The sequence below is a fragment of the Streptomyces sp. NPDC028991 genome (genome assembly GCF_055564775.1).
This window is the reverse complement of the sequence record NZ_JBVHVP010000014.1, coordinates 1-20,212: the sequence shown is the minus strand read 5'-3', so window position 1 is coordinate 20,212 and position 20,212 is coordinate 1. Positions and strand designations below refer to the sequence as shown.

Sequence of the window (20,212 nt, the reverse complement as noted above, 5' to 3'; positions counted from 1 at the left end):
GGCCCGGCCCGCCTGCCCCGGTGCGGGCGACGGATGCGAGACTTGCCGTATGCCAGTCCTCGACCCAAACCCTCAGCACGGCCAGAAGAAGATGCTGATCGTCTTCGGTGCCTTCCTGGCGATCTTCGTGATCATCGGCATCATCGCCACGATCGCCTCGCCGTGACGACGGCCCCGTCCGCCCGATGGTGGGGTTAACCCCCCCCCATCCCCTAGGGGTGGGGGTCAGGGTCAAGTGGGTGGACCTCCGGATGGGCCGGGGCCCGCGGATTCCGTAGCTTCGAGATGTGCCCGCGACAGGCGGGCCGCGGAGCACGGACCGGGACGCCCGAAGACCAGCGGAGGCACTCATGTCGGCCCCTATCCACACCCGGCCTCCCCAGGCGACCCGGGGCGGCGTCGAGATCCGGCTGCCCTGGTGGGCCCTCGCCCTGCCCGTGCTCGCCTTCTCCACGCTGCTCCTGCTGATACTCGACCCCTCCGAGGCCCACGCCGCCGCCGGCGAGCCGGCGATCTCCCACCTCCTGGAGCGGGTGCGGCAGCTGATCGCGTACTGAGCCCGATCGGCGCCCGGGAAGCGCTCGAGGCGGTGAATCCGCATGTCAACTCCCTGCGCCCCGTGGCCTGTTTCATGCGAAGCTGGATGCCATGAGCGTCGCAGAACCCCGCAGGATTGTCCTTTTCCGGCATGCGAAAGCCGACTGGCCACAGGTGACCGACCACGAGCGACCGCTCGCCGATCGGGGCCGCAAGGACGCCGCAGAGGCCGGGCGCCGGCTGGCGGATACCGGCATCCCCTTCGACCAGGCCCTGTGCTCCACCTCGACCCGGACCCGCGAGACGTGGAAGCTCGCCGTCCAGGAGTTCCCGCAGCGGCCGAAGACCGTTTATGAGGAGCGGATCTACGAGGCCTCGCCCGGTGAGCTGATCGCCGTGCTCAACGAAACCCCCGACGACCTGCGTAACGTGCTGGTGATCGGCCACAACCCGGGCATGGAGGGGCTCGTCGAGATCCTGGCCGGCTCGTCCGAGGACGAAGCCCGGGAGCGGATGGGCAGCCGGGGCTTCCCGACCGCCGCCTTCGCCGTTCTGACCTTCACGGGCTCCTGGAAGGACGTGGAACCGGGCACGGCCTCCCTGGCCGACTACTGGGCGCCGACCGACTGATCCGGCCTCCGCGGCTCCGGTTTCCGCGGCTCCCGTCTTCGTGGGTCCGGTTTCCGCGGCTCCCGTCTCCGTGGGTCCGGTCTTCGTGGGTCCGGTCTTCGCGGGGCCAGTCTCCGCGGGGCGGGCCCGGCCGATCCGGCCCAGGCCGATCCGGCTCCATGCCGAGCCGGCTCCATGCTGATCCGACCACGCGCTATAAGGCCCGGCCCCCTCGCGGTCCGGGCCCTATGGCGGGTCGGGGTGCCCGCTGGGTCCGGCCCTCGCCGGCGCCGGGTGCTCGCCGGTGTCGGGTGCTCGCCGGTGTCGGGTCCTTACCCGTGTCGGGTCCCCGCCGCCGTCGGCACCACTGTGCCGGTCGCTCGACCGCCGGGTCAGATCCGGTCGAGAGGCAGGCCGAGGCCCTCGCCGAGGCCCTCGTCCAGTGTGTCGGCAGCCTCGACCTCTTCGCGGGTGATGCCCAGCAGGTACAGGACGGTGTCGAGGAAGGGCACGTTCACCGCCGTGTGCGCGGCCTCCCGCACCACCGGCTTGGCGTTGAAGGCGACGCCGAGCCCCGCCGCGTTCAGCATGTCCAGGTCGTTGGCGCCGTCACCGATCGCCACGGTCTGCGACAGCGGTACGCCCGCCTCGGCGGCGAACCTGCGGAGCAGCCGCGCCTTGCCGGCCCGGTCGACGATCTCCCCGGTGACCCGCCCGGTCAGCTTCCCGTCGACGATCTCCAGCGTGTTGGCCTGGGCGAAGTCCAGCCCCAGCCGCTCCTTCAGATCGTCGGTGACCTGGGTGAAGCCGCCGGAGACGACCCCCACCTGGTAGCCGAGCCGCTTCAGCGTGCGGATCAGGGTGCGGGCACCCGGCGTCAGCCGCACCTCGCTGCGCACCTTCTCCACCACCGAGGCGTCCAACCCCGCCAGCAGCGCCACGCGCGCGTGCAGCGACTGCTCGAAGTCCAGCTCCCCGCGCATCGCGGACGCCGTCACCTCGGCGACCTTGTCATCGCAGCCGGCGTGCGCGGCGAACAGCTCGATGACCTCGTCCTGGATCAGCGTGGAGTCCACGTCCATCACGACCAGGCGCTGCGCCCGCCGGTGCAGTCCCGCCGAGACGACCGCGACGTCCACACCGAGCGCCGAGGCCTCGGTCGCCAGCGCGGTGCGCAGGGGCTCGGTCTCCACACCGGAGACCGCGAACTCGACCGCGGTGACCGGGTACTTGGCAAGCCGGAAGATACGGTCGATGTTGCTGCCGGACTCGGTGATCCGGGCCGCTATGGCGGCGGTCGCCTCCGCGGTGAGCGGGTGACCGAGCACCGTGACCAGCGAGCGGCCGAGACCGCGCGGCCGGTTGTCGCCGATGCCGGAGATGATCTCGGCCTGCAGCTTCAGCGACTCCGCCCAGCTGTGGACGGTCGCCCGCAGATCGCCCTCGAGGCCCCGGGGCGGCTCCGTCACCAGTGCGCACAGCACTATCCGGCCACGGGTGACGACCTGCTCGATGTCGACCACGTCGACGGAGTAGGCGGCGAGGGTGTCGAACAGGCCGGCCGTGATGCCCGGCCGGTCCTTGCCGAAGATCTTGACGAGAAGCGTGGGAACGTCAGAGGTCTGCGAAGCGCTCATGGTGCTCCAACCGTATCCGGCACCCGGTGCCTTCCGCCGCCGCGGTCCGCCTGACGGACACGACACCCGAGGCCTGCCCGGCCCGCTCCGTCCTCGCCGTCGGCCCCGGACACGGGGGAGCCGGCCGCCTTTGGTCCCGGTGAGGAAGGCGACCGGCCTCGGGCCCGTCCTCCGGGCCGCGGAGGCCGCCGCACCGGTGCCCTGCCGTCGACTTCGAAGCACCGGGACGGACGCTGGAAGGGCGGCAGGACACGATGCAGGACGCAGGCGACCACTTCCGTTCCCCGGGAGGGGGCGGTTCGGTGAATCCGGCGGAGGTGGGGACGGACGCCATCCGCCTGGCCGGCCCGAGCCCCCTACTGGCCGTTTCCGGGGCGCCGCGGTGGCGCCGGAGGCGGGGGCGGGGGCGGTGGCGGAGGCGGGCCCTCGCCCCACCGGGACGGCGGCCGGCCTCCGGGGCGCTCCCCTGGCCGGGGAGGTCGCCGAGGCCTTCCCGTCGGAGGCCCCAGCGGCCCGGCCACGGTAGGGGCCCCGTACACATCGTCGCCGCCGGGCTGCCGCTCGTCGCCCTCGGGCTGTCGCCCCGCGCCCTCCGGCGGCCGACCCGCGGTCCCGGGCCCCTTCCCCGGACCGGCGGGCCGTCCGCTCCCCGGCATCCGCCCGGCGGCGGGCGGTGGCGGCGTACGCGTCCCCGCCCGCGCATCCTCGGGCTCTCCCGCCCCCGCCGCCTCCCGAGGCTGTGTGTACGGATTGGCGCCGGGGCCGGGCGGCCGGTGTGGCGCGCCCGGCCGGTACGGGCCCGCCACGGGCCCCGCGCACGTCGCGGCGCCCGCGATCACGCCACCCCCGTCCGCGGCGTCCGCCCCCGCCGTCCCGGCACTCCGTGCCAACGGCGTCGCCCGAGCCCCGGCCGCCCCGCTCGCCCGCGCCAGCAGCGCCCCGGCGGCCCCGGCGGCCACACCCCACACCGCGCCCAGCAGCAGCGCCGTTCCGAGGTGACCACGCAGATCGATACCCGCGCCGAACGCGTCGACGCCGAGCACCGACAGCGAGGCGTTCACGGACACCTCCGTCAGCCAGGCCAGGAGCGGGAGCGTCAGCGCGGTCACGAAGCCCAGCCGCAGCGCGCACCGCCCGGCGAAAGCGAGGGAGCGCGCGTCGCCCCGGGTCACCGGCGTCCGTACCGCCGTCAGTACGCCGGCCAGCACCATCGTCAGTGCCGCCGCCACCCCCAGGAGCCACACCCGCCCGTCCAGTTCCGCCAGCCGACCGAGCGTGACCGGTTCCTCCGCGCCCGCGCTCAGCAGCTCGTCCAGCGGAGCGGGGAGCACCCCCACCAGCCCGCCCGTGGCGTGTCCGTCCCACGGCACGAACAGGCCGACCGGAATGCCGAGCCAGACCCCGTTCGGTGCGCCGAGCAGCGCGGCGCCCGCGATCCGCCGGGGATGGTCGTCGCCGATCGCCGCGTAGGCCGCCGCCGCGAAGCCGGCCGCCACCGCGGTGAGAGCCACGGTGACGACGGCCGACACGGCCGGCCGCACCACTCGGTGCACGGCCTCGCACCCGCGCGGCAGGGGAGTGCGGCGCGCGGCCAGCAGCGCGATGAGCAGGACTCCGGCGGACCAGACCAGCCCGCCCAGCAGCGTCGGCGCGGTGTCGACGGTGAAGCCGACCGAGGCCTCGGCGCCGACGAGGTCACCGATCCGGTCGGGCAGCAGCCCGCCGATGTCCCCCACGTCACCGAGTCCGGGAATCTCGAGGCCCCCGCCCCCGCCCCCGCCCCCGGCGCCCGGCAGGTCGTCCAGTCCGAGCGAGCCGCCGTCGATCGTGACGACGTCGTGTCCCGCCCAGGCCAGTCCGCCCGTCATCGCCGCGAAGAGGGCGATCACCGCGCCCGCGCGCGCGAAGAGTTCGGCGGGTGCGACCACGACTCCGGCCGCCCGCAGGGACCGTAGGAAGAAGAACGACAGGAGCAGCGCACCTACGAGACCGACACCCAGTGGCGTGATCTCGATGGCCGTGTGTGCCTCCGCCCCTTTCAGTCCGAACGCGGACACATCACCGGACGGCGTGACCGAACCACCCGCCCCGAGCGCCACGACCGCAGCCGTCAGCGGGCCCAGCGAGCCCGCCGAGTCCGCGTCGAGCAGGTGCAGCCCGAGCGCCGCCGTGCCCGCCATGCCGATCAACGCCCAGCTCACGGAGGCGATCGCGGACAGCAGGACGTCTCCCCAGGGCACCTTGGTGCCGTGGCCCCCGGTTCCGAAGCTTGTGGACGCGCTCATGGCAGACCCCCCGATCCGCTGCGCGGCGGAGTTGCCGCGCATGTCCCCCTCGCGTGGATTACCACTTTCCGGGCAGGTTTCAACCCCGTCAACGGGAACGGCCGAAGGGTGCCTACGCAGTTTTCACAAGGCCCGACTTTCGGTCAGGGGGCCGAGCCTGAAATAGTTCCCCCCGATGTTCGACATCCCTAGACTCCCCGCGACGGGGGCAAATCGGGGGACAACTCAGTGGGGCATGGAGTGCCGGAACTCGTACTGGAATCCAATGGACAGACCTGGACGCTCGATCCGTCCCGGTCATACGCGCTCGGACGCGATCCGCAGGGGGAGCTTGTCTTCGACGACGCCAGGGTCTCCTGGCGGCATGCCACGATCAGTTTCAACGGCCGCGGTTGGGTCGTCGAGGATCACGGCAGTACCAACGGCACGTTCGTGCACGGGCAGCGGATCCAGCAGCTGGAGCTCGGCGCCGGCACGGTGCTGAACCTGGGCAACGCGACCGACGGACCGCGCGTGAGCCTGACCGGCGCACAGGCCGCCGTCGGCACGCCGCAGGCCCAGCCCCAGCAGCAGCCGTACGCCGCGCAGGGCGCGAACGCCGGCTGGGCCCAGCAGGCACCGCCGCAGGAGCCGCAGCAGCAGCAGGCACCGCACCACCAGGCCCAGCAGCACGGACAGCAGCAGGCTCAGCAGCACGGACAGCAGCAGGCCGGTTGGCAGCAGCACGCGCCGCAGCCGCAGCAGGCCGCACCGCAGTTTCCCCAGCAGCAGGGGCCCGGCGGCGCGGCGGGGGCGCCGCCGGTCTACGGCGACCGCAGTCCGACCACGTTCCACCAGTTCTCGCTCGGCCGCGTGATGCGCATCGGCCGTGCCCTGGAGAACGAGCTGGTCGTCTCCGACTTGCAGGTGTCCCGCAATCACGCGGAGTTCCACGCGACGCCCGACGGGCGCATGGAGATCCGTGACCTGGGCTCGCACAACGGCACGTACGTCAACGGCCAGCCGATCGCCAAGGGCGGCTCACAGCTGCTCGGCCCGGCCGACGTCGTGGGCGTCGGCCACTCGACGTTCCGGATCGTCGGGGACCGGCTCGAGGAGTTCGTCGACACCGGCGAGGTGTCCTTCTCCGCCCGTCACCTGACCGTCACGGTCGACGGCGGCAAGCAGATCCTCAAGGACGTCTCCTTCGGCGTCCCCGAGAAGTCGCTGATCGCGGTCATCGGCCCGTCCGGCTCCGGCAAGTCGACCCTGCTCAAGGCACTCACCGGTTACCGGCCCGCCGACCAGGGCGAGGTCCTCTACGACAACCGGGACCTGTACAAGCAGTTCGCCGAGCTGCGCCAACGCATCGGTCTGGTCCCGCAGGACGACATCCTGCACAAGGAGCTGACCGTCAAGAAGGCCCTCAAGTACGCGGCGAAGCTGCGCTTCCCGGCCGACACCACGGCCGCCGAGCGTGATGCCCGTATCGACGAGGTGCTGCGCGAGCTCAAGCTGGACATCCACAAGGACAAGAAGGTCACGTCCCTGTCCGGCGGTCAGCGCAAGCGCGTCTCCGTGGCCCTGGAGCTGCTCACCAAGCCGTCGCTGATCTTCCTGGACGAGCCGACCTCCGGCCTCGACCCGGGCATGGACCGCGACGTCATGCAGCTGCTGCGTGGCCTCGCCGACGACGGCCGCACCGTCCTCGTCGTCACCCACTCGGTGGCCGAGTTGGCGATCTGCGACAAGCTGCTGGTGATGGCGCCGGGCGGCTCGGTGGCCTACTTCGGCCCGCCGGAGGAGGCGCTGAACTTCTTCGGCTACGACACCTGGGCCGACGTCTTCTCCGCCTTCGAGAACTACCGCGACTACGACTGGGCAGGCCGCTGGAAGGGCTCGCAGCACTACCAGATGTACGCCGCGGACATCGACGCCGTCGCGCCGCAGTCCGTACAGGTACCGGCGATGCAGGCGATGAAGCCGCCGAAGCCGCAGGGCTGGATGTCCCAGTTCGTCACGCTGGTGCGGCGCTATGTGTCGGTGATCGTCTCGGACAAGGGCTTCCTCGCCCTGATGGTGATCCTGCCGGCAGTACTGGGTGCGGTGAGCCTGCTCATCGACGCCGACAAGGGCCTGCTGCCCAATCCGGCCAACCCGCAGACCGGCCGGATCATTCCCAACGGCACCGCCACCACGGTCCTGCTGATCCTGGCGGTCGGCGCCTGCTTCGCCGGTGCCGCGAACTCCGTCCGGGAACTGATCAAGGAACGGGTCATCTACGAGCGGGAGCGCGCGACCGGCCTGTCGCGCTCCGCGTACCTGATGTCCAAGGTCTTCGTGCTCGGCATGATCACCGTGCTGCAGGGCCTGCTGGTGGGCGTCATCGGCTTCGCCTCCCGGGAGATCCCCGAGGAGGGCCTCGTCCTCGGCGGCCTGACGCTCGTCGAGCTGTCGCTGCCGATCATGGCGCTGGGCTTCAGCTCGATGATGTTCGGTCTGATCATTTCCTCGCTGGTGAAGACCGCCGAGAAGACGATGCCGCTGCTGGTCATGTTCGCGATCATCCAGGTCGTTTTCACCGGCTGCCTCTTCGCCCTCAACGGCGCGGTCGGCGTCAACCAGTTCTCGTACCTGATGCCCTCGCGCTGGGCGGTCGCCGCGGCCGGCGCCACGCTGGACTTCAACAAGATCAGCCCGCCCGAGCAGGGTGCCGAGGCCGACCCGCTGTGGGAGCACACCGTCGGCACGTGGGGCCTGAACATGGCCGCGCTGATCGCCCTCGGCGTGATCTGCGGGTTCTTCGTGGCGCGCTTCCTGCGTCGCCACGAGCCGGAGGTCATGCGCAAGTAGTCCCGTCATCCGCGAGCAGCCCGCGGCCGCGAGGCCCCGAAGGGCGGCACCCCGTCAGGAGGGTGCCGCCCTTCGGCGTTGGGATCGGCGTCGGCGACGTCGTGAAGAGGTCCGCGCCGACCTCAGTACGCGCTGTCGACGTTGTCCATGGTGCCGTACTTGTCCGCGGCGTAGTTGCAGGCGGCGGCGATGTTGGCGACCGGGTCGTAGATGTTCCAGGACGTGCCGGGCACGTGGTAGGCCTTGAACGTCGGCGGGATCACCTGGAGCAGGCCCTTGGACGGGATGCCGTTGATGGCGTTGATGTCCCAGTCGTTGATGGCCTTCGGGTTGCCGGAGGACTCCCGCATGATGTTGCGGTGGATGCCCTCGTAGCTGCCGGGGATGTCGTGCTTGGCCAGGATGGCCCTGGCCTCGCGGATCCAGCCGTCGAGGTTGTCCGGGTAGGACTTCGTCGAGGCCTTCTTGACCTCGGCGCGCTTGGCGGACCGGCTGGCGGTCTCCTTGGCCTCGCGCTTCTCCGCGGCCTTCTCGGCAGCGGCCTTCTTCTCGGCAGCGGCCTTCTGCTTGGCGGCGGCCTCGGTGGCCGCCTCCTTCTTCGCCTCGATGGCGGCGACCTTCTGGCTGGCGCCGGCGAGCTGGCCGGTCACACCGGCGTGCACGTCCTGGATCTGCTCGGTGCTGTACGCCACCTTGGCCTTCGGAGCGGCAGCCTCGCTCGTGGTCGTCTGCCCGCTGGCCGGGACCGCGGTGAGCGCGACGGCGGCGGCGCCGAGCGTGCCGACACCGGCTATCGCGAACTTGTGGGTGCGGTTCAGGGGACGACTATGACCACGGGTGAAGATGTTCTTGGGCATGGCGGGATAGACCTCTTCGAATAGCGCGGAGGTCGCTCTCGTCCGGTGGGGACAGGGATGCTTCCGGCACGAACGCCGCGGGGCGACAACCCACGGCGTTGAGCGACGAGAGCAATTCTTAGCGGCCGCAAAATTCGGAGGCAAAGGTGTGACGTACTATCCGAGCTAGTGGATCAGGGAAGTGCAAAACGGGGCAGATTGGACTGTCTGCCCCGCTCAAAACGGACGAGTCGTCTCCTACTCCCCTTCGTACGTGATGTGCGCCCTATGCGCGGGCTCACATCCGACCCCCGCCCTTCTCACCGTTGGTTGCTGAAGCAATGCAGGGCGTGAGGGCCTGTGCACCGCCCTTCTACGGCAGGAGGAGATGGACGTCGCCGAACTCGTGCCACAGGTAGCGCCCACGCACCGCCGCCTCGTACCCGCGGTCGATCGCCGCCCGCCCCGCCACCGCCTCCAGCATCAGCAGATGCGAGGCCTCGGGCTCGTGCAGCCCCGTCAGCAGCCCGTCCACCGCACGCACCCCGCGCTCCGGAGTCACGACCAGACCGGTCCACCCCGCCCGGGCCCGTACGACCCCGCCGGCCCCGGCCGCCGACTCCACTGCCCGCACGGCCGTGGTTCCGACCGCGATCACCCGGCCGCCACCCGCCTTCGCGGCGTTGATCAGCCGTGCCGACGCCTCCGGCACGGAGAACCGCTCCGGATACGGCGGCTCGTGCGCCTCGGCCGACGCCACTCCCGTGTGCAGGACCACCGGCGCGAACTGCACCCCCCGGCTCACCAGCTCCGCCACCAGCCGCGCTGTGAAGGGCCGCGCCGCGCTCGGCATCTCCGCGCTGCCCGTCCCGTCCGCGGACGGCAGCGCGAACACCGTCTGGTACGCGGACAACGGCTGGTCCCGCTCCGTATAGGAGTAGCGAATGGGCCGCCCGTGCTCCCGCAGCACCACAGGCACCTCCGCCCCCGAAACCCGCGCCCACCACAACCGTTCCCCGCGCGGACTCATCGGCTCCTCCAGCACCAGCCGCGCACCGCCCGGCAGCCGCACCTCCGTCCCACGCGGTCCGCCCGCCCGTTTCCCGCCACCGCCCTTCGAAGGAAGCTCTTCGCGCCCTGCCCCTGCCCCTGCCCCTGCCCCTGCCCCTGCCCCTGCCCTCGCACGCGCGCGCGTGGTGCCCCGTCCGTCGGGATCCCGCAGCTCCACCGCCCACCGGCCGTCGTCCCCGCGCGTGGAGAAGTGCACCACCACGCGCGCGTGCCCGACCCGCCCGTCCACGGCGGCGGCCAGCGTGGCCGAGGTGTTGACGATCAGCAGATCCCCGGCCCGCAGCAGCCCCGGCAGCTGCCGGAACCCGTGATGCGACACCTCGGTGCCCCGCGACACCAGCAGCCGTACACCGTCCCGGTCCAGCCCCGGCCCCCGCTGCTCGACCGGCACCCGCGCCGACAGATCCTCCGGAACGCGCAGTGCGAGCGTCACCGCGGTCCCTCCAGCAACGCCGGAGCACCGTAGCGACCGCTCGCCGGCCGCTCGTCCAGGAGCCTGAGCAGGGCCGGCACGACGCTCACCGGATCGGGCCGCGGATCGTCGTCGTCCGGTACGGCCGCCGCGTACAGATCCGTGGCCATGTCCCCGGGATCGACCGCCCAGACCCGCAGCCCCGGCTCCTCGGTGCCCAGCACCGCCGCCAGCTGGTCGAGGGCCGCCTTCGACGCCCCGTAGCCGCCCCAGGTCTCGTACGCCTCCGCCGCGGCGTCCGAGCTGACGGTCAGCACCGCGCCCGCCGGGGCCGCCCGCAGCAGCGGCAGCGCCTCCTGCACCAGGCCCAGCGCGGCCACGACGTTCACCTCCAGTGCTCGCCGCAGTCCCTCCACCGGCAACTCCTCCAGCCGCACCAGCGGCTCCGCGCCCAGCGCGCTCGCGTTGCTCACCAGCAGGTCCACACCTCCCAGCCGCCAGGCCGCCGACACCAGCGCCGCCCGGTGCCGGGCGTCCGTCACATCCCCGGGCAGCGCCGTCACGCGCGTGCCGTACGCCGCCAGCGCCGCGGCCGTCTCCTCGAGTGCCGCCTGCGTCCTGGAGTCCAGCACCAGGTCCCAGCCCCGTGCCGCCAGGGCCTCGGCGAGCGCCCGGCCCAGTCCCTTCGAAGCCCCCGTGATGATGGCAACCGGCATGACACACGTCCCCTCGTCGTCCACACCGCCCGATCCGTCCGGCGGTGGTCCTCAACGTAGGAACCGGGCCGTACCGGCCGCCTCGGGCACGGGCCGCAACCGTGCGGGGCCCTTCGCCCTAGGACCGACGGGCGGGACCTCGGGCCTAGGCCCACCGCCCTAGGCGACGACGGCCACAGGTCCGATCCCGCTGTCGGCGCCCGCCGGTACCGTGAGGACATGAGTCACGGCCCCCGGTCCGGCCTCGCCGCGGTCAGCTCCGCGCTGCTGGCCATGAGCAGACACCTCGAGGTGCGCGACGTCCTCAAGACGATCGTCGCCTCGGCCCGCGAGCTGCTCGACGCGCAGTACGCCGCACTGGGCGTCCCCGACGATCACGGTGGCTTCGCCCAGTTCGTGGTGGACGGCGTCAGCGAAGAGCAGTGGAAGGCCATCGGCCCCCTGCCGCGCCAGCACGGCATCCTCGCCGCGATGCTGCACGAGGCCACCCCCCAGCGCCTCGCCGACGTCCGCAAGGACTCCCGCTTCGAGGGCTGGCCGTCGGCCCACCCCGACCTGGTCGACTTCCTGGGGCTGCCGATCCGCGACGGCGACGAGGTCATCGGGGCGCTCTTCCTGGCCAACAAGAACTGCCCGAAGCCCGAGGGCACCTGCGGTTTCACTCCGGACGACGAGGAACTGCTGGGCATCCTCGCCCAGCACGCCGCGATCGCCCTCACCAACGCCCGCCTGTACGAACGCAGCCGCGAGCTGACCATCGCCGAGGAGCGCTCCCGCCTCGCCCACGAACTGCACGACGCGGTCAGCCAGAAACTGTTCTCGCTGCGCCTGACCGCCCAGGCCGCGGCCACCCTGGTCGACCGTGACCCCACGCGCGCCAAGGGCGAACTGCAACAGGTCGCCGCGCTCGCCGCGGAGGCCGCCGACGAACTGCGCGCCGCCGTCGTCGAACTGCGCCCCGCCGCCCTGGACGAGGACGGCCTGGTCGCCACCCTCCGCACCCAGATCCAGGTCCTCGACCGCGCCCACAGCGCGCGCGTGACCTTCGCCGGCCACGGAGTCAGGGCCCTGCCCGCCTCCCAGGAGGAGGCGATGCTGCGCGTCGCCCAGGAGGCCCTGCACAACGCCCTGCGCCACTCCGCGGCGGAGCACGTCGACGTGACGCTGCACCGGCGCGGCACCGGAGCCGTACTGCGGGTCGCCGACGACGGCAGCGGATTCGACCCGGGTACGGTGCGCCGCGCGGGGCGCCACCTGGGCCTGGTCTCCATGCGCGACCGGGCGAACGGCGCCGGCGGCAGACTGACCGTGGAGTCGGCGCCCGGCAAGGGCACCACGATCGAGATGGAGGTCCCCGGTGGCTGACGCAATCAGGGTGCTGCTCGTCGACGACCACCAGGTGGTCCGCCGGGGCCTGCGCACCTTCCTGGAGGTGCAGGACGACATCGAGGTGGTGGGCGAGGCCGCGGACGGCGCCGAGGGAGTCGACCGCGCCGAGGAGCTGAAACCCGACGTGATCCTCATGGACGTCAAGATGCCGGGCATGGACGGTGTCGACGCGCTGCGCAGACTCCGTGAGCTGGACAACCACGCGCGCGTGCTGGTCGTCACGAGCTTCACCGAACAGCGCACGGTGGTCCCGGCCCTGCGGGCGGGCGCGGCCGGTTACGTCTACAAGGACGTCGATCCCGACGCGCTGGCGGGCGCCATCCGCTCCGTCCACGCAGGCCACATCCTGCTCCAGCCCGAGGTCGCGGGTGCGCTGCTCTCCCAGGAGGAGAGCAACTCCGGCCAGGGCAGAGCGGGCTCCCTCACGGAGCGGGAGCGCGAGGTGCTGGGCCTGATAGCGGACGGCCGCTCCAACCGGGAGATCGCGCGCGCCCTCGTCCTCTCCGAGAAGACCGTGAAGACCCACGTGTCGAACATCCTGATGAAGCTCGATCTCGCGGACCGCACCCAGGCCGCGCTGTGGGCCGTGCGGCACGGTGTGACCGGCTGACCGCGTACGCGGCGGCAACCTGGAGGGTTCCCTTCCGGTCAGAGATTCATACCGTCGTGGGAATGTCCCCCATTTGGCGCATCCTTCGAGGGGTCCGGCCGTTCTCCAGTGCGTGCTGCGGCGACTGCCGCGGCAATCGCGAGGAGGGCTTGCAAGTGAAGAACCTGAAGAAGGCAGCGGCCGTGACGATGATGGCGGGCGGGCTGATCGCCGCCGGTGCGGGCATGGCCTCCGCCACCGACGGCTCCGTCGCCCACGGCGAGGCCATCGGCTCCCCGGGCGTCGCCTCGGGCAACGTCGTCCAGGCGCCGGTCCACATCCCGGTGAACGCCGTCGGCAACAGCGTCAACGTCATCGGCGTCCTGAACCCGGCCTTCGGCAACCTCGGCGTCAACCACTGACCCAGGCCACCAAGCCAACCACGGCCTCCCGGGCCCCCACCCGGGAGGCCGGTCGCTTTCCTCCACCGCGGGCAGCCGCCCATCCTCCCGCTTCGGGCAGTCGCACACCCCCGCTGCGGACAGTTCCAAAGGACGTCGTCACCGCGCCCCCCGCTCCCGCTCCTCCACAACGGAGTTGTACGCCGCGACCTGCGCCCGCCGAGCCGTCCGCTCCACCGGCCGCAACGCCTCACCCCGAGCCGCCATCTCGGACGCGCTCACCGCACCCCCGTGCCCGTTCCCACCCGCCAGCGACACCAACGCCCCCACTCGCTGAGCCAGCTCCAGCACCCGTACCGCCCGTGGCGGATACCCCGGCGCCAGCACTTCCCGCCCCCGCTCCGCCCGTGCCCGGTACGCGGCGACCGCCGCCTCCGCCACCGGCCCCGACCCGGCGACGTCCAGCCGCGTCAGCACCTCCGTCGCCTCCCGCAGCGCCTCCGCCAGCTCCCGCTCCGCCTCCCCGAGGGAGGGCACATCGGCCGGCGGCGTCTCCCGCGCCGGCAGGCAGTGCCAGACGACCTCCACATGCACATCACCCTCGGGCCCGGCCTCGTACACCTCCGGCACCAGCCCGAGCGCGGCACCGTGACAGATCACCGCCTCCTCGGCCTCCAGCGCCCGCGCGTTGAAGGCCGGCGGCCCGCTCAGCCCCAGCGGATGCCCGGGTGCGGGCAGCGCGATGCGGAGCCCGGTCGCCCCGAGCGCCCGCAGCCGCCCCAGCGCCAGCGTGAGACCGACCGGCGCCGACTCGCCCGGCAGTCCCTCCACCCGGTGCACCACGTCATCGCCGACGATCGCGAGCGCGGCGTCATCCGGCGAGACCATTCCGGCAATAAGGGCATTTCCCCAGGCGGCAAGGCGCCCTGCGCGTGGTTCCGAGAGCATGCCCCCACCCTAAGGACCGGACCGATGGAACGGTGAAGCCGACCGGTGGCGTAGATTTCCTGGAGGGCCTGCGCCCACCGGCGCGGCGGCCCGAGCCAGAGGCGTACGCGACAGCCGAGACCGGCCACAATGCAAGGGGAGACAACGCGCTCATGAGCGATGTTCTGGAGCTTCAGGACGTATCCGTGGTCCGCGAGGGCCGGGCTCTGGTGGACCAGGTCTCCTGGTCGGTGAAGGAGGGTGAGCGCTGGGTCATCCTGGGCCCCAACGGCGCCGGCAAGACCACCCTCCTCAATGTCGCGTCCAGCTACCTCTACCCCAGCACGGGCACCGCCACGATCCTCGGCGAGACCCTCGGCGCGCCCGGTACCGACGTCTTCGAACTGCGCCCGCGCATCGGCATGGCGGGCATCGCCATGGCCGACAAGCTGCCCAAGCGCCAGACCGTCCTGCAGACCGTGCTGACCGCCGCCTACGGCATGACCGCCGGCTGGCAGGAGGAGTACGAGGACATCGACGAGCAGCGCGCCCGCGCCTTCCTCGACCGCCTCGGCATGACCGAGTACCTGGACCGGAGGTTCGGCACCCTCTCCGAGGGCGAGCGCAAGCGCACCCTGATCGCCCGCGCCCTGATGACCGACCCCGAGCTGCTGCTCCTGGACGAGCCGGCCGCCGGCCTCGACCTCGGCGGACGCGAGGACCTCGTCCGCCGCCTCGGCCGCCTCGCCCGCGACCCGATCGCCCCCTCCATGATCATGGTCACCCACCACGTCGAGGAGATCGCCCCGGGCTTTACCCACGTCCTGATGATCCGTCAGGGCGAGGTCATGGCAGCGGGCCCGCTGGAGCTCGAGCTCACCTCCCGCAACCTCTCCCTCTGCTTCGGGCTCCCGCTCGTCGTCGAGCAGGCCGGCGACCGCTGGACCGCGCAGGGGCTCCCGCTGTCCTGACCCGCCCCCCATGCGCCCTGTCCCCGGCACGGGCTGCGGACCTACCATGACCATGTGAACGACATCGACGCATGGGTGTGGTGGCTCGTCGCCGCGGCAGCGCTCGGAATCCCGCTCGTCGTGACCGCGATGCCGGAGTTCGGGATGCTCGCCGTCGGCGCGGTCGCCGCCGCCGTCGCATCCGGGGTCGGCGCGGACGTCGTCGTCCAGGTACTCGTCTTCGTCATCGTCTCGGTCGCCCTCATCGCCGTCGTGCGGCCCATCGCCGCCCGGCACCGCTCCCAACGGCCCCAACTGGCCTCGGGCGTGGACGCCCTGAAGGGCAGACAGGCGGTCGTACTGGAGCGGGTCGACGGCTCCGGCGGCCGGATCAAGCTCGCGGGAGAAGTCTGGTCGGCGCGCGCACTCGACACCGGGCGGACCTACGAGACGGGCGAGGAAGTGGACGTCGTGGACATCGAGGGGGCCACGGCGATCATCATGTGACCTCGCCGGACGCAAGTGGACCGAAGACCCTCCGGGGTGCGGGACGGTCTGTCAGACTCGACCAGCAAGATCCTCAACAGCCGTAAGATGAGCAGTCGTCAGGGTCAATAGGATCTGCCAGAGCGCCGAGGCGGAGAAGGAGACGGACAACCGCGATGGAACCGGTCATCATCGTCTTGATCATCCTGGTGGTGTTGGTCTTCATCGCCCTGATCAAGACCATCCAGGTCATCCCGCAGGCCAGCGCCGCCATCGTCGAGCGCTTCGGCCGCTACACGCGGACGCTGAACGCGGGCCTCAACATCGTCGTCCCGTTCATCGACACCATCCGCAACCGCATCGACCTGCGCGAACAAGTCGTTCCCTTCCCACCGCAGCCGGTCATCACCCAGGACAACCTGGTCGTCAACATCGACACCGTCATCTACTACCAGGTGACCGACGCACGCGCCGCGACCTACGAGGTCGCCAGCTACATCCAGGCCATCGAGCAGCTGACCGTCACGACCCTGCGCAACATCATCGGCGGCATGGACCTGGAGCGCACCCTGACCTCCCGCGAGGAGATCAACGCGGCCCTGCGCGGCGTCCTCGACGAGGCCACCGGCAAGTGGGGCATCCGCGTCAACCGCGTCGAACTCAAGGCCATCGAACCGCCCACCTCCATCCAGGACTCGATGGAGAAGCAGATGCGCGCCGACCGCGACAAGCGCGCCGCGATCCTCCAGGCCGAGGGTGTCCGGCAGTCCGAGATCCTGCGCGCCGAGGGCGAGAAGCAGTCCCAGATCCTGCGCGCCGAAGGCGAGGCCAAGGCCGCCGCTCTCCGCGCCGAGGGCGAAGCCCAGGCCGTCCGTACGGTCTTCGAAGCCATCCACGCCGGCGACCCGGACCAGAAGCTGCTCTCCTACCAGTACCTCCAGATGCTGCCGAAGATCGCCGAGGGCGACGCCAACAAGCTCTGGATCGTCCCCAGCGAGATCGGCGACGCCCTCAAGGGCCTGTCCGGCGCCATGGGCAACCTCGGTGGCCTCGGCGGCGGTTCGGGCACCGGAGGCGGCGCCACGGTCCCACCTCAGGAGCGCCGCGAGAAGCCGTCGATCGACTAGCCGGTACTCCTTGACGCAGGGCTTCACCCGCGCCCTTTCAGGGGCGCGGGGAACCGCGCGACCAGCCACACACGGCCGGCACCCGGGCGAAACCCAAGCTCCTACGGCAGCTCCCACGGCGAAGCCGTCACGCCGCGGCCAGTGCCAACCACCCCGGCAGCGCCTCGAAGTCGTCCTGCGCCAGCGCCAGCAACATCGCGTCGGCGGGCGTCGGCTCGAACGGCTTCCGCAGCAGCGGCATCCCCGCCTGCTCCGGCGTCCGGTTCGCCTTGCGGTGATTGTCCTCCGCGCAGGAGGCCACCGTGTTCAGCCAGGTGTCCTGCCCGCCGTGCGACCGCGGCACCACGTGGTCGACGGTCGTCGCCCGCCGCCCGCAGTACGCGCACCGGTGCCGGTCCCGGACCAGCACACCCCGCCTCGACCACGGAGCGCGTCTTCGGAAAGGCACCCGTACGTATTGGCACAGCCTGATCACACGGGGCGCCGGTATGTCGAGCGCGGCTCCGCGCATGCGCAGTTCGGGGTGGGCCTGTTCGACGACGGCCTTGTCCTGGAGCACCAGAACGACGGCTCGGTTGAGCGTCACCGTCGACAACGGCTCGAAGCTCGCGTTCAGTACCAGCGTGTCCCGCATACCAGCCCCACCTCCCGTGCGCACCGGCCCACCCCCTGGCGGGCTGTGGTCAACTCTGGCCGGGCACGCCGAGATGGACAACGCAATATCCGCTGCTCCCACGGGGGACGCACCCCCGCCACCCCCGCAACAAAAATGCCCGCCCCTGATCCATTCCAAGACCAGGGGCGGGCAAACGTTCCGTGAACGCTCGGAACACTAGCCCTCGGCGGGCACCTCGTACTCACCGATCAGCTGGGCACGCGCGATCGTGTGGAACCGCAGATTGAAGCCGACGAACGCCGCAGTGGCCTCCGCGTCCGGCCCCAGCTTCTCCTGGTCCACGGCGTACACAGTGAACACATACCGGTGCGGTCCGTCTCCGGCCGGCGGCGCGGCACCGCCGAAGTCCTTGCTGCCGTAGTCGTTGCGCGCTTGTACGGCGCCCTCCGGCAGCCCCTCGAACTTGCCACTGCCCGCGCCCGCCGGAAGCTCGGTCACAGAGGCCGGGATGTCGAACACCACCCAGTGCCAGAACCCGCTGCCCGTCGGGGCGTCCGGGTCGTAGCACGTCACGGCGAAGCTCTTGGTCTCGGCGGGGAAACCTTCCCACCGCAGCTGCGGCGAGGTGTTGCCGGCCGCGTGAACCTGAGCGTCCTTGAGCGTCGCGCCCTCTTGGACGTCCTCACTCGTGACCGTGAACGACGGCACGGGCGGGTGGAAGTCATGGGGGAGCGGACGCCGCTTGAGCTCGGTCACCTCGGTACCTCCTGATCGTTTGGTGCAGAGACGACCGAGCCTAGGACCCTAGAACCAGTTGCGCTTGCTGCCGACCTCCGACAGCCACTGGTTGAGGTACGCGACCCAGTCGGTCCCCTGGTAGTCGTCCAGCCCCACCTTGAAGGAACGGAACGTGTCGCTGCCCTCGCTGAACAGCCCCGGCCTCTTGTCCATCTCGAGCACGACGTCCATCGCCTGCGCGTCGGCCACGAAGCTCAGCTCGACCTGGTTCAGCCCCCGGTACTGCTGCGGGGGAAGGAACTCGATCTCCTGGTAGAAGGGCAGCTTCTGCCGGGTACCCCGGATGTGGCCGCGTTCCATGTCCGCGCTCTTGAAGCGGAAGCCCAGGTGGATGAACGCGTCCAGGATCGCCTTCTGCGCCGGCAGCGGGTGCACGTCGATCGGGTCCAGGTCACCGGAGTCCACGGCGCGCGCGATCTCCAGCTCCGTGGTCACGCCGATGTTCATGCCACGCAGCGGCTGCCCATCGATCGTGGTGATCGGCGTCTCCCACGGAATCTCGAGCCCGAACTGCACCGCGTGCACCGCGTTCGCCTTCAGCTCGAAGGCACCGCCGAGCCGGCTCTTCGTGAACTCGATGTCCTGCTTGTACTCCTGGTCGCCGTTCTCCACCTCGACCTTGGCCTGGAGCCCCACCGACAAAGCCTCGATCCGCTGATCGACCGACCCGCCCTGGATCCGCACCTCGCCCTGGACGACACCGCCCGGAACGACGTTGACCTCGCTCAGCACGGTCTCGACCGAAGCCCCGCCGGCCCCCAGGCTCGCGAGCAGCTTCTTGAACGCCATGTCTCTCCCTCTCCAGGCATTGTGTGAACCCTTGACCCCTAGAAACGCGATTCCGCCGTGGCCGGTTCCACGCCCCACACCCTGGCAAGGCGGGCACTCCCCGACCACCCCGTGCGCGGCCCCGGCTGCGTTACGCTCGGACGGCATGATCGCGAGCCCCGACCGTACGCCTCTGCCCAGGACCTTCTTCGACCGCCCCATCCTCGAGGTGGCCCCCGACCTCCTGGGCCGCATCCTCGTCCGCAACACCCCGGACGGACCGATCGCCCTCCGCCTGACAGAGGTCGAGGCCTACGACGGTCAGAACGACCCCGGCTCCCACGCCTACCGCGGTCGCACACCCCGCAACGAGGTGATGTTCGGTCCGCCCGGCCACGTGTACGTCTACTTCACCTACGGCATGTGGTTCTGCATGAACCTGGTGTGCGGTCCCGAGGGCAGAGCGAGCGCCGTCCTGCTCCGCGCCGGCGAGATCATCGAGGGCGCCGAGCTGGCCCGCACCCGACGACTCTCCGCCCGTAATGACAAGGAACTGGCCAAGGGCCCGGCACGCCTGGCCACCGCTCTGGACGTCGACCGCTCCCTGAACGGCACGGACGCGTGTACGGCCGGGGACACCCCCCTGCGCATCCTGACCGGCGCCGCCGTGCCCCGCGACCGGGTGGACAACGGTCCGCGCACCGGGGTGGCCGGCGAGGGCGGCGTCCACCCCTGGCGTTACTGGGTCGCCGACGACCCGACGGTCAGCCCGTACCGGGCCCATGTGCCGCGTCGACGCCGAAGTTGACTCCGCCTAGGCAGGGGCGTAACGTAGCCCGAGCCGCTTGACCCGGGTACGGCGATCGCCTGCAGCCGGAAGCGGCCACCCACTACCTTCGACTTCCCCTCAGCGGGGGCGAATTCGGCGTGTCCGCATGTCTGAATTCAAACTCGCGAGACTCGATTATGAGTCCACGGAGGAATCGGCTAACGTAGTGAATGTCGAAAGGCCGACGGGCGAAAGCCCAAAGACTTTCGGCAAACCCGCCGACAGGGAATCGGATCGAAAAGGATCTGATAGAGTCGGAAACGCAAGACCGAAGGGAAGCGCCCGGAGGAAAGCCTGAGAGGGTCTCTCGGGTGAGTACAAAGGAAGCGTCCGTTCCTTGAGAACTCAACAGCGTGCCAAAAGTCAACGCCAGATATGTTGATACCCCGACCTGATC

General features: G+C 71.1%; 19 protein-coding genes and 1 pseudogene. 11 read left to right on the top strand and 9 right to left on the bottom strand.

Annotated elements, in window-relative coordinates:
- Nucleotides 1-49 precede the first annotated feature (49 nt).
- The 3 genes from ACZ4V1_RS24805 (at nucleotide 50) to ACZ4V1_RS24795 (ending at nucleotide 1,167) form a co-directional block, all read left to right on the top strand.
- Nucleotides 50-166: an SGM_5486 family transporter-associated protein gene (locus ACZ4V1_RS24805; RefSeq protein ID WP_011027990.1), complete on the top strand. Its 117-nt coding sequence runs from the start codon at nucleotides 50-52 to the stop codon at nucleotides 164-166.
- A 184-nt stretch (nucleotides 167-350) separates the two neighbouring features.
- Nucleotides 351-557: a hypothetical protein gene (locus ACZ4V1_RS24800; RefSeq protein ID WP_468339712.1), complete on the top strand. Its 207-nt coding sequence runs from the start codon at nucleotides 351-353 to the stop codon at nucleotides 555-557.
- A 91-nt stretch (nucleotides 558-648) separates the two neighbouring features.
- Entirely contained in the window at nucleotides 649-1,167 is a 519-nt protein-coding gene (locus tag ACZ4V1_RS24795) for a SixA phosphatase family protein (protein WP_468339710.1), read from the top strand.
- A 371-nt stretch (nucleotides 1,168-1,538) separates the two neighbouring features.
- Here the strand turns inward: ACZ4V1_RS24795 and serB are convergent, their stop codons facing one another.
- Together serB and ACZ4V1_RS24785 are read right to left on the bottom strand one after the other, a co-directional pair.
- A complete protein-coding gene (gene serB / locus ACZ4V1_RS24790) occupies nucleotides 1,539-2,783 on the bottom strand; it encodes a phosphoserine phosphatase SerB (RefSeq protein WP_468339708.1) in 1,245 nt (414 codons plus the stop codon).
- A 356-nt stretch (nucleotides 2,784-3,139) separates the two neighbouring features.
- Nucleotides 3,140-5,068, bottom strand: a complete 1,929-nt coding sequence (locus ACZ4V1_RS24785; RefSeq protein WP_468339706.1) for a streptophobe family protein — start codon at nucleotides 5,066-5,068, stop codon at nucleotides 3,140-3,142.
- A 240-nt stretch (nucleotides 5,069-5,308) separates the two neighbouring features.
- On the opposite strand from ACZ4V1_RS24785, the gene ACZ4V1_RS24780 reads away from it, so the two are divergent.
- Nucleotides 5,309-7,900 carry an ABC transporter ATP-binding protein/permease gene (locus ACZ4V1_RS24780; protein WP_468340013.1) on the top strand — a complete coding sequence of 864 codons (2,592 nt, stop codon included), beginning with the start codon at nucleotides 5,309-5,311 and terminating at the stop codon, nucleotides 7,898-7,900.
- A 122-nt stretch (nucleotides 7,901-8,022) separates the two neighbouring features.
- Here the strand turns inward: ACZ4V1_RS24780 and ACZ4V1_RS24775 are convergent, their stop codons facing one another.
- The 3 genes from ACZ4V1_RS24775 to ACZ4V1_RS24765 form a co-directional block, all read right to left on the bottom strand.
- Nucleotides 8,023-8,757 carry a transglycosylase SLT domain-containing protein gene (locus tag ACZ4V1_RS24775; protein WP_468339704.1) on the bottom strand — a complete coding sequence of 245 codons (735 nt, stop codon included), beginning with the start codon at nucleotides 8,755-8,757 and terminating at the stop codon, nucleotides 8,023-8,025.
- A 352-nt stretch (nucleotides 8,758-9,109) separates the two neighbouring features.
- Nucleotides 9,110-10,240 (bottom strand): S-adenosylmethionine:tRNA ribosyltransferase-isomerase, encoded by a 1,131-nt coding sequence (locus ACZ4V1_RS24770; RefSeq protein WP_468339702.1) that lies wholly within the window; start codon nucleotides 10,238-10,240, stop codon nucleotides 9,110-9,112.
- The gene (locus tag ACZ4V1_RS24765) at nucleotides 10,237-10,935 is read right to left on the bottom strand and encodes an SDR family NAD(P)-dependent oxidoreductase (protein ID WP_468339700.1); all 699 of its coding nucleotides are present in this window, start codon (nucleotides 10,933-10,935) and stop codon (nucleotides 10,237-10,239) included. Before ACZ4V1_RS24765 ends, ACZ4V1_RS24770 begins: the two co-directional genes overlap by 4 nt.
- A gap of 219 nt (nucleotides 10,936-11,154) precedes the next feature.
- Here ACZ4V1_RS24765 and ACZ4V1_RS24760 point away from each other — a divergent pair, with 219 nt between their 5' ends.
- From ACZ4V1_RS24760 to chpE, 3 genes are all read left to right on the top strand, one after another.
- Nucleotides 11,155-12,300 carry a GAF domain-containing sensor histidine kinase gene (locus ACZ4V1_RS24760; protein WP_468339698.1) on the top strand — a complete coding sequence of 382 codons (1,146 nt, stop codon included), beginning with the start codon at nucleotides 11,155-11,157 and terminating at the stop codon, nucleotides 12,298-12,300.
- The gene (locus ACZ4V1_RS24755; RefSeq protein ID WP_468339695.1) at nucleotides 12,293-12,934 is read left to right on the top strand and encodes a response regulator; all 642 of its coding nucleotides are present in this window, start codon (nucleotides 12,293-12,295) and stop codon (nucleotides 12,932-12,934) included. The genes ACZ4V1_RS24760 and ACZ4V1_RS24755 overlap by 8 nt, the downstream gene beginning before the upstream one ends.
- A 155-nt stretch (nucleotides 12,935-13,089) precedes the next feature.
- A complete protein-coding gene (chpE, locus tag ACZ4V1_RS24750) occupies nucleotides 13,090-13,335 on the top strand; it encodes a chaplin ChpE (RefSeq protein ID WP_351399190.1) in 246 nt (81 codons plus the stop codon).
- A gap of 138 nt (nucleotides 13,336-13,473) precedes the next feature.
- On the opposite strand, the gene ACZ4V1_RS24745 is transcribed toward chpE, so the two are convergent.
- Nucleotides 13,474-14,262, bottom strand: a complete 789-nt coding sequence (locus ACZ4V1_RS24745; RefSeq protein ID WP_468339693.1) for a hypothetical protein — start codon at nucleotides 14,260-14,262, stop codon at nucleotides 13,474-13,476.
- A gap of 152 nt (nucleotides 14,263-14,414) precedes the next feature.
- On the opposite strand from ACZ4V1_RS24745, the pseudogene ACZ4V1_RS24740 reads away from it, so the two are divergent.
- The 3 genes and pseudogenes from ACZ4V1_RS24740 to ACZ4V1_RS24730 form a co-directional block, all read left to right on the top strand.
- A pseudogene (locus ACZ4V1_RS24740) lies at nucleotides 14,415-14,945 on the top strand (ABC transporter ATP-binding protein); the annotation flags it as partial.
- Nucleotides 14,946-15,266: 321 nt separating this feature from the next.
- Complete coding sequence (locus ACZ4V1_RS24735) at nucleotides 15,267-15,698, top strand: NfeD family protein (protein ID WP_468339691.1); 432 nt, start codon at nucleotides 15,267-15,269, stop codon at nucleotides 15,696-15,698.
- A gap of 155 nt (nucleotides 15,699-15,853) precedes the next feature.
- Entirely contained in the window at nucleotides 15,854-16,804 is a 951-nt protein-coding gene (locus tag ACZ4V1_RS24730; RefSeq protein ID WP_468339689.1) for an SPFH domain-containing protein, read from the top strand.
- Nucleotides 16,805-16,931: 127 nt separating this feature from the next.
- Here the strand turns inward: ACZ4V1_RS24730 and ACZ4V1_RS24725 are convergent, their stop codons facing one another.
- The 3 genes from ACZ4V1_RS24725 to ACZ4V1_RS24715 all read right to left on the bottom strand — a co-directional run bounded on the left by ACZ4V1_RS24725 (nucleotide 16,932) and on the right by ACZ4V1_RS24715 (nucleotide 19,007).
- Nucleotides 16,932-17,438 carry an HNH endonuclease gene (locus ACZ4V1_RS24725; RefSeq protein WP_468339687.1) on the bottom strand — a complete coding sequence of 169 codons (507 nt, stop codon included), beginning with the start codon at nucleotides 17,436-17,438 and terminating at the stop codon, nucleotides 16,932-16,934.
- 198 nt (nucleotides 17,439-17,636) lie between these two features.
- Entirely contained in the window at nucleotides 17,637-18,176 is a 540-nt protein-coding gene (locus tag ACZ4V1_RS24720; protein ID WP_468339685.1) for a YbhB/YbcL family Raf kinase inhibitor-like protein, read from the bottom strand.
- Between the two features lie 48 nt (nucleotides 18,177-18,224).
- Nucleotides 18,225-19,007: a sporulation protein gene (locus tag ACZ4V1_RS24715; RefSeq protein ID WP_468339683.1), complete on the bottom strand. Its 783-nt coding sequence runs from the start codon at nucleotides 19,005-19,007 to the stop codon at nucleotides 18,225-18,227.
- Between the two features lie 145 nt (nucleotides 19,008-19,152).
- On the opposite strand from ACZ4V1_RS24715, the gene ACZ4V1_RS24710 reads away from it, so the two are divergent.
- Complete coding sequence (locus tag ACZ4V1_RS24710; RefSeq protein ID WP_468339681.1) at nucleotides 19,153-19,794, top strand: DNA-3-methyladenine glycosylase; 642 nt, start codon at nucleotides 19,153-19,155, stop codon at nucleotides 19,792-19,794.
- Nucleotides 19,795-20,212 lie beyond the last annotated feature (418 nt).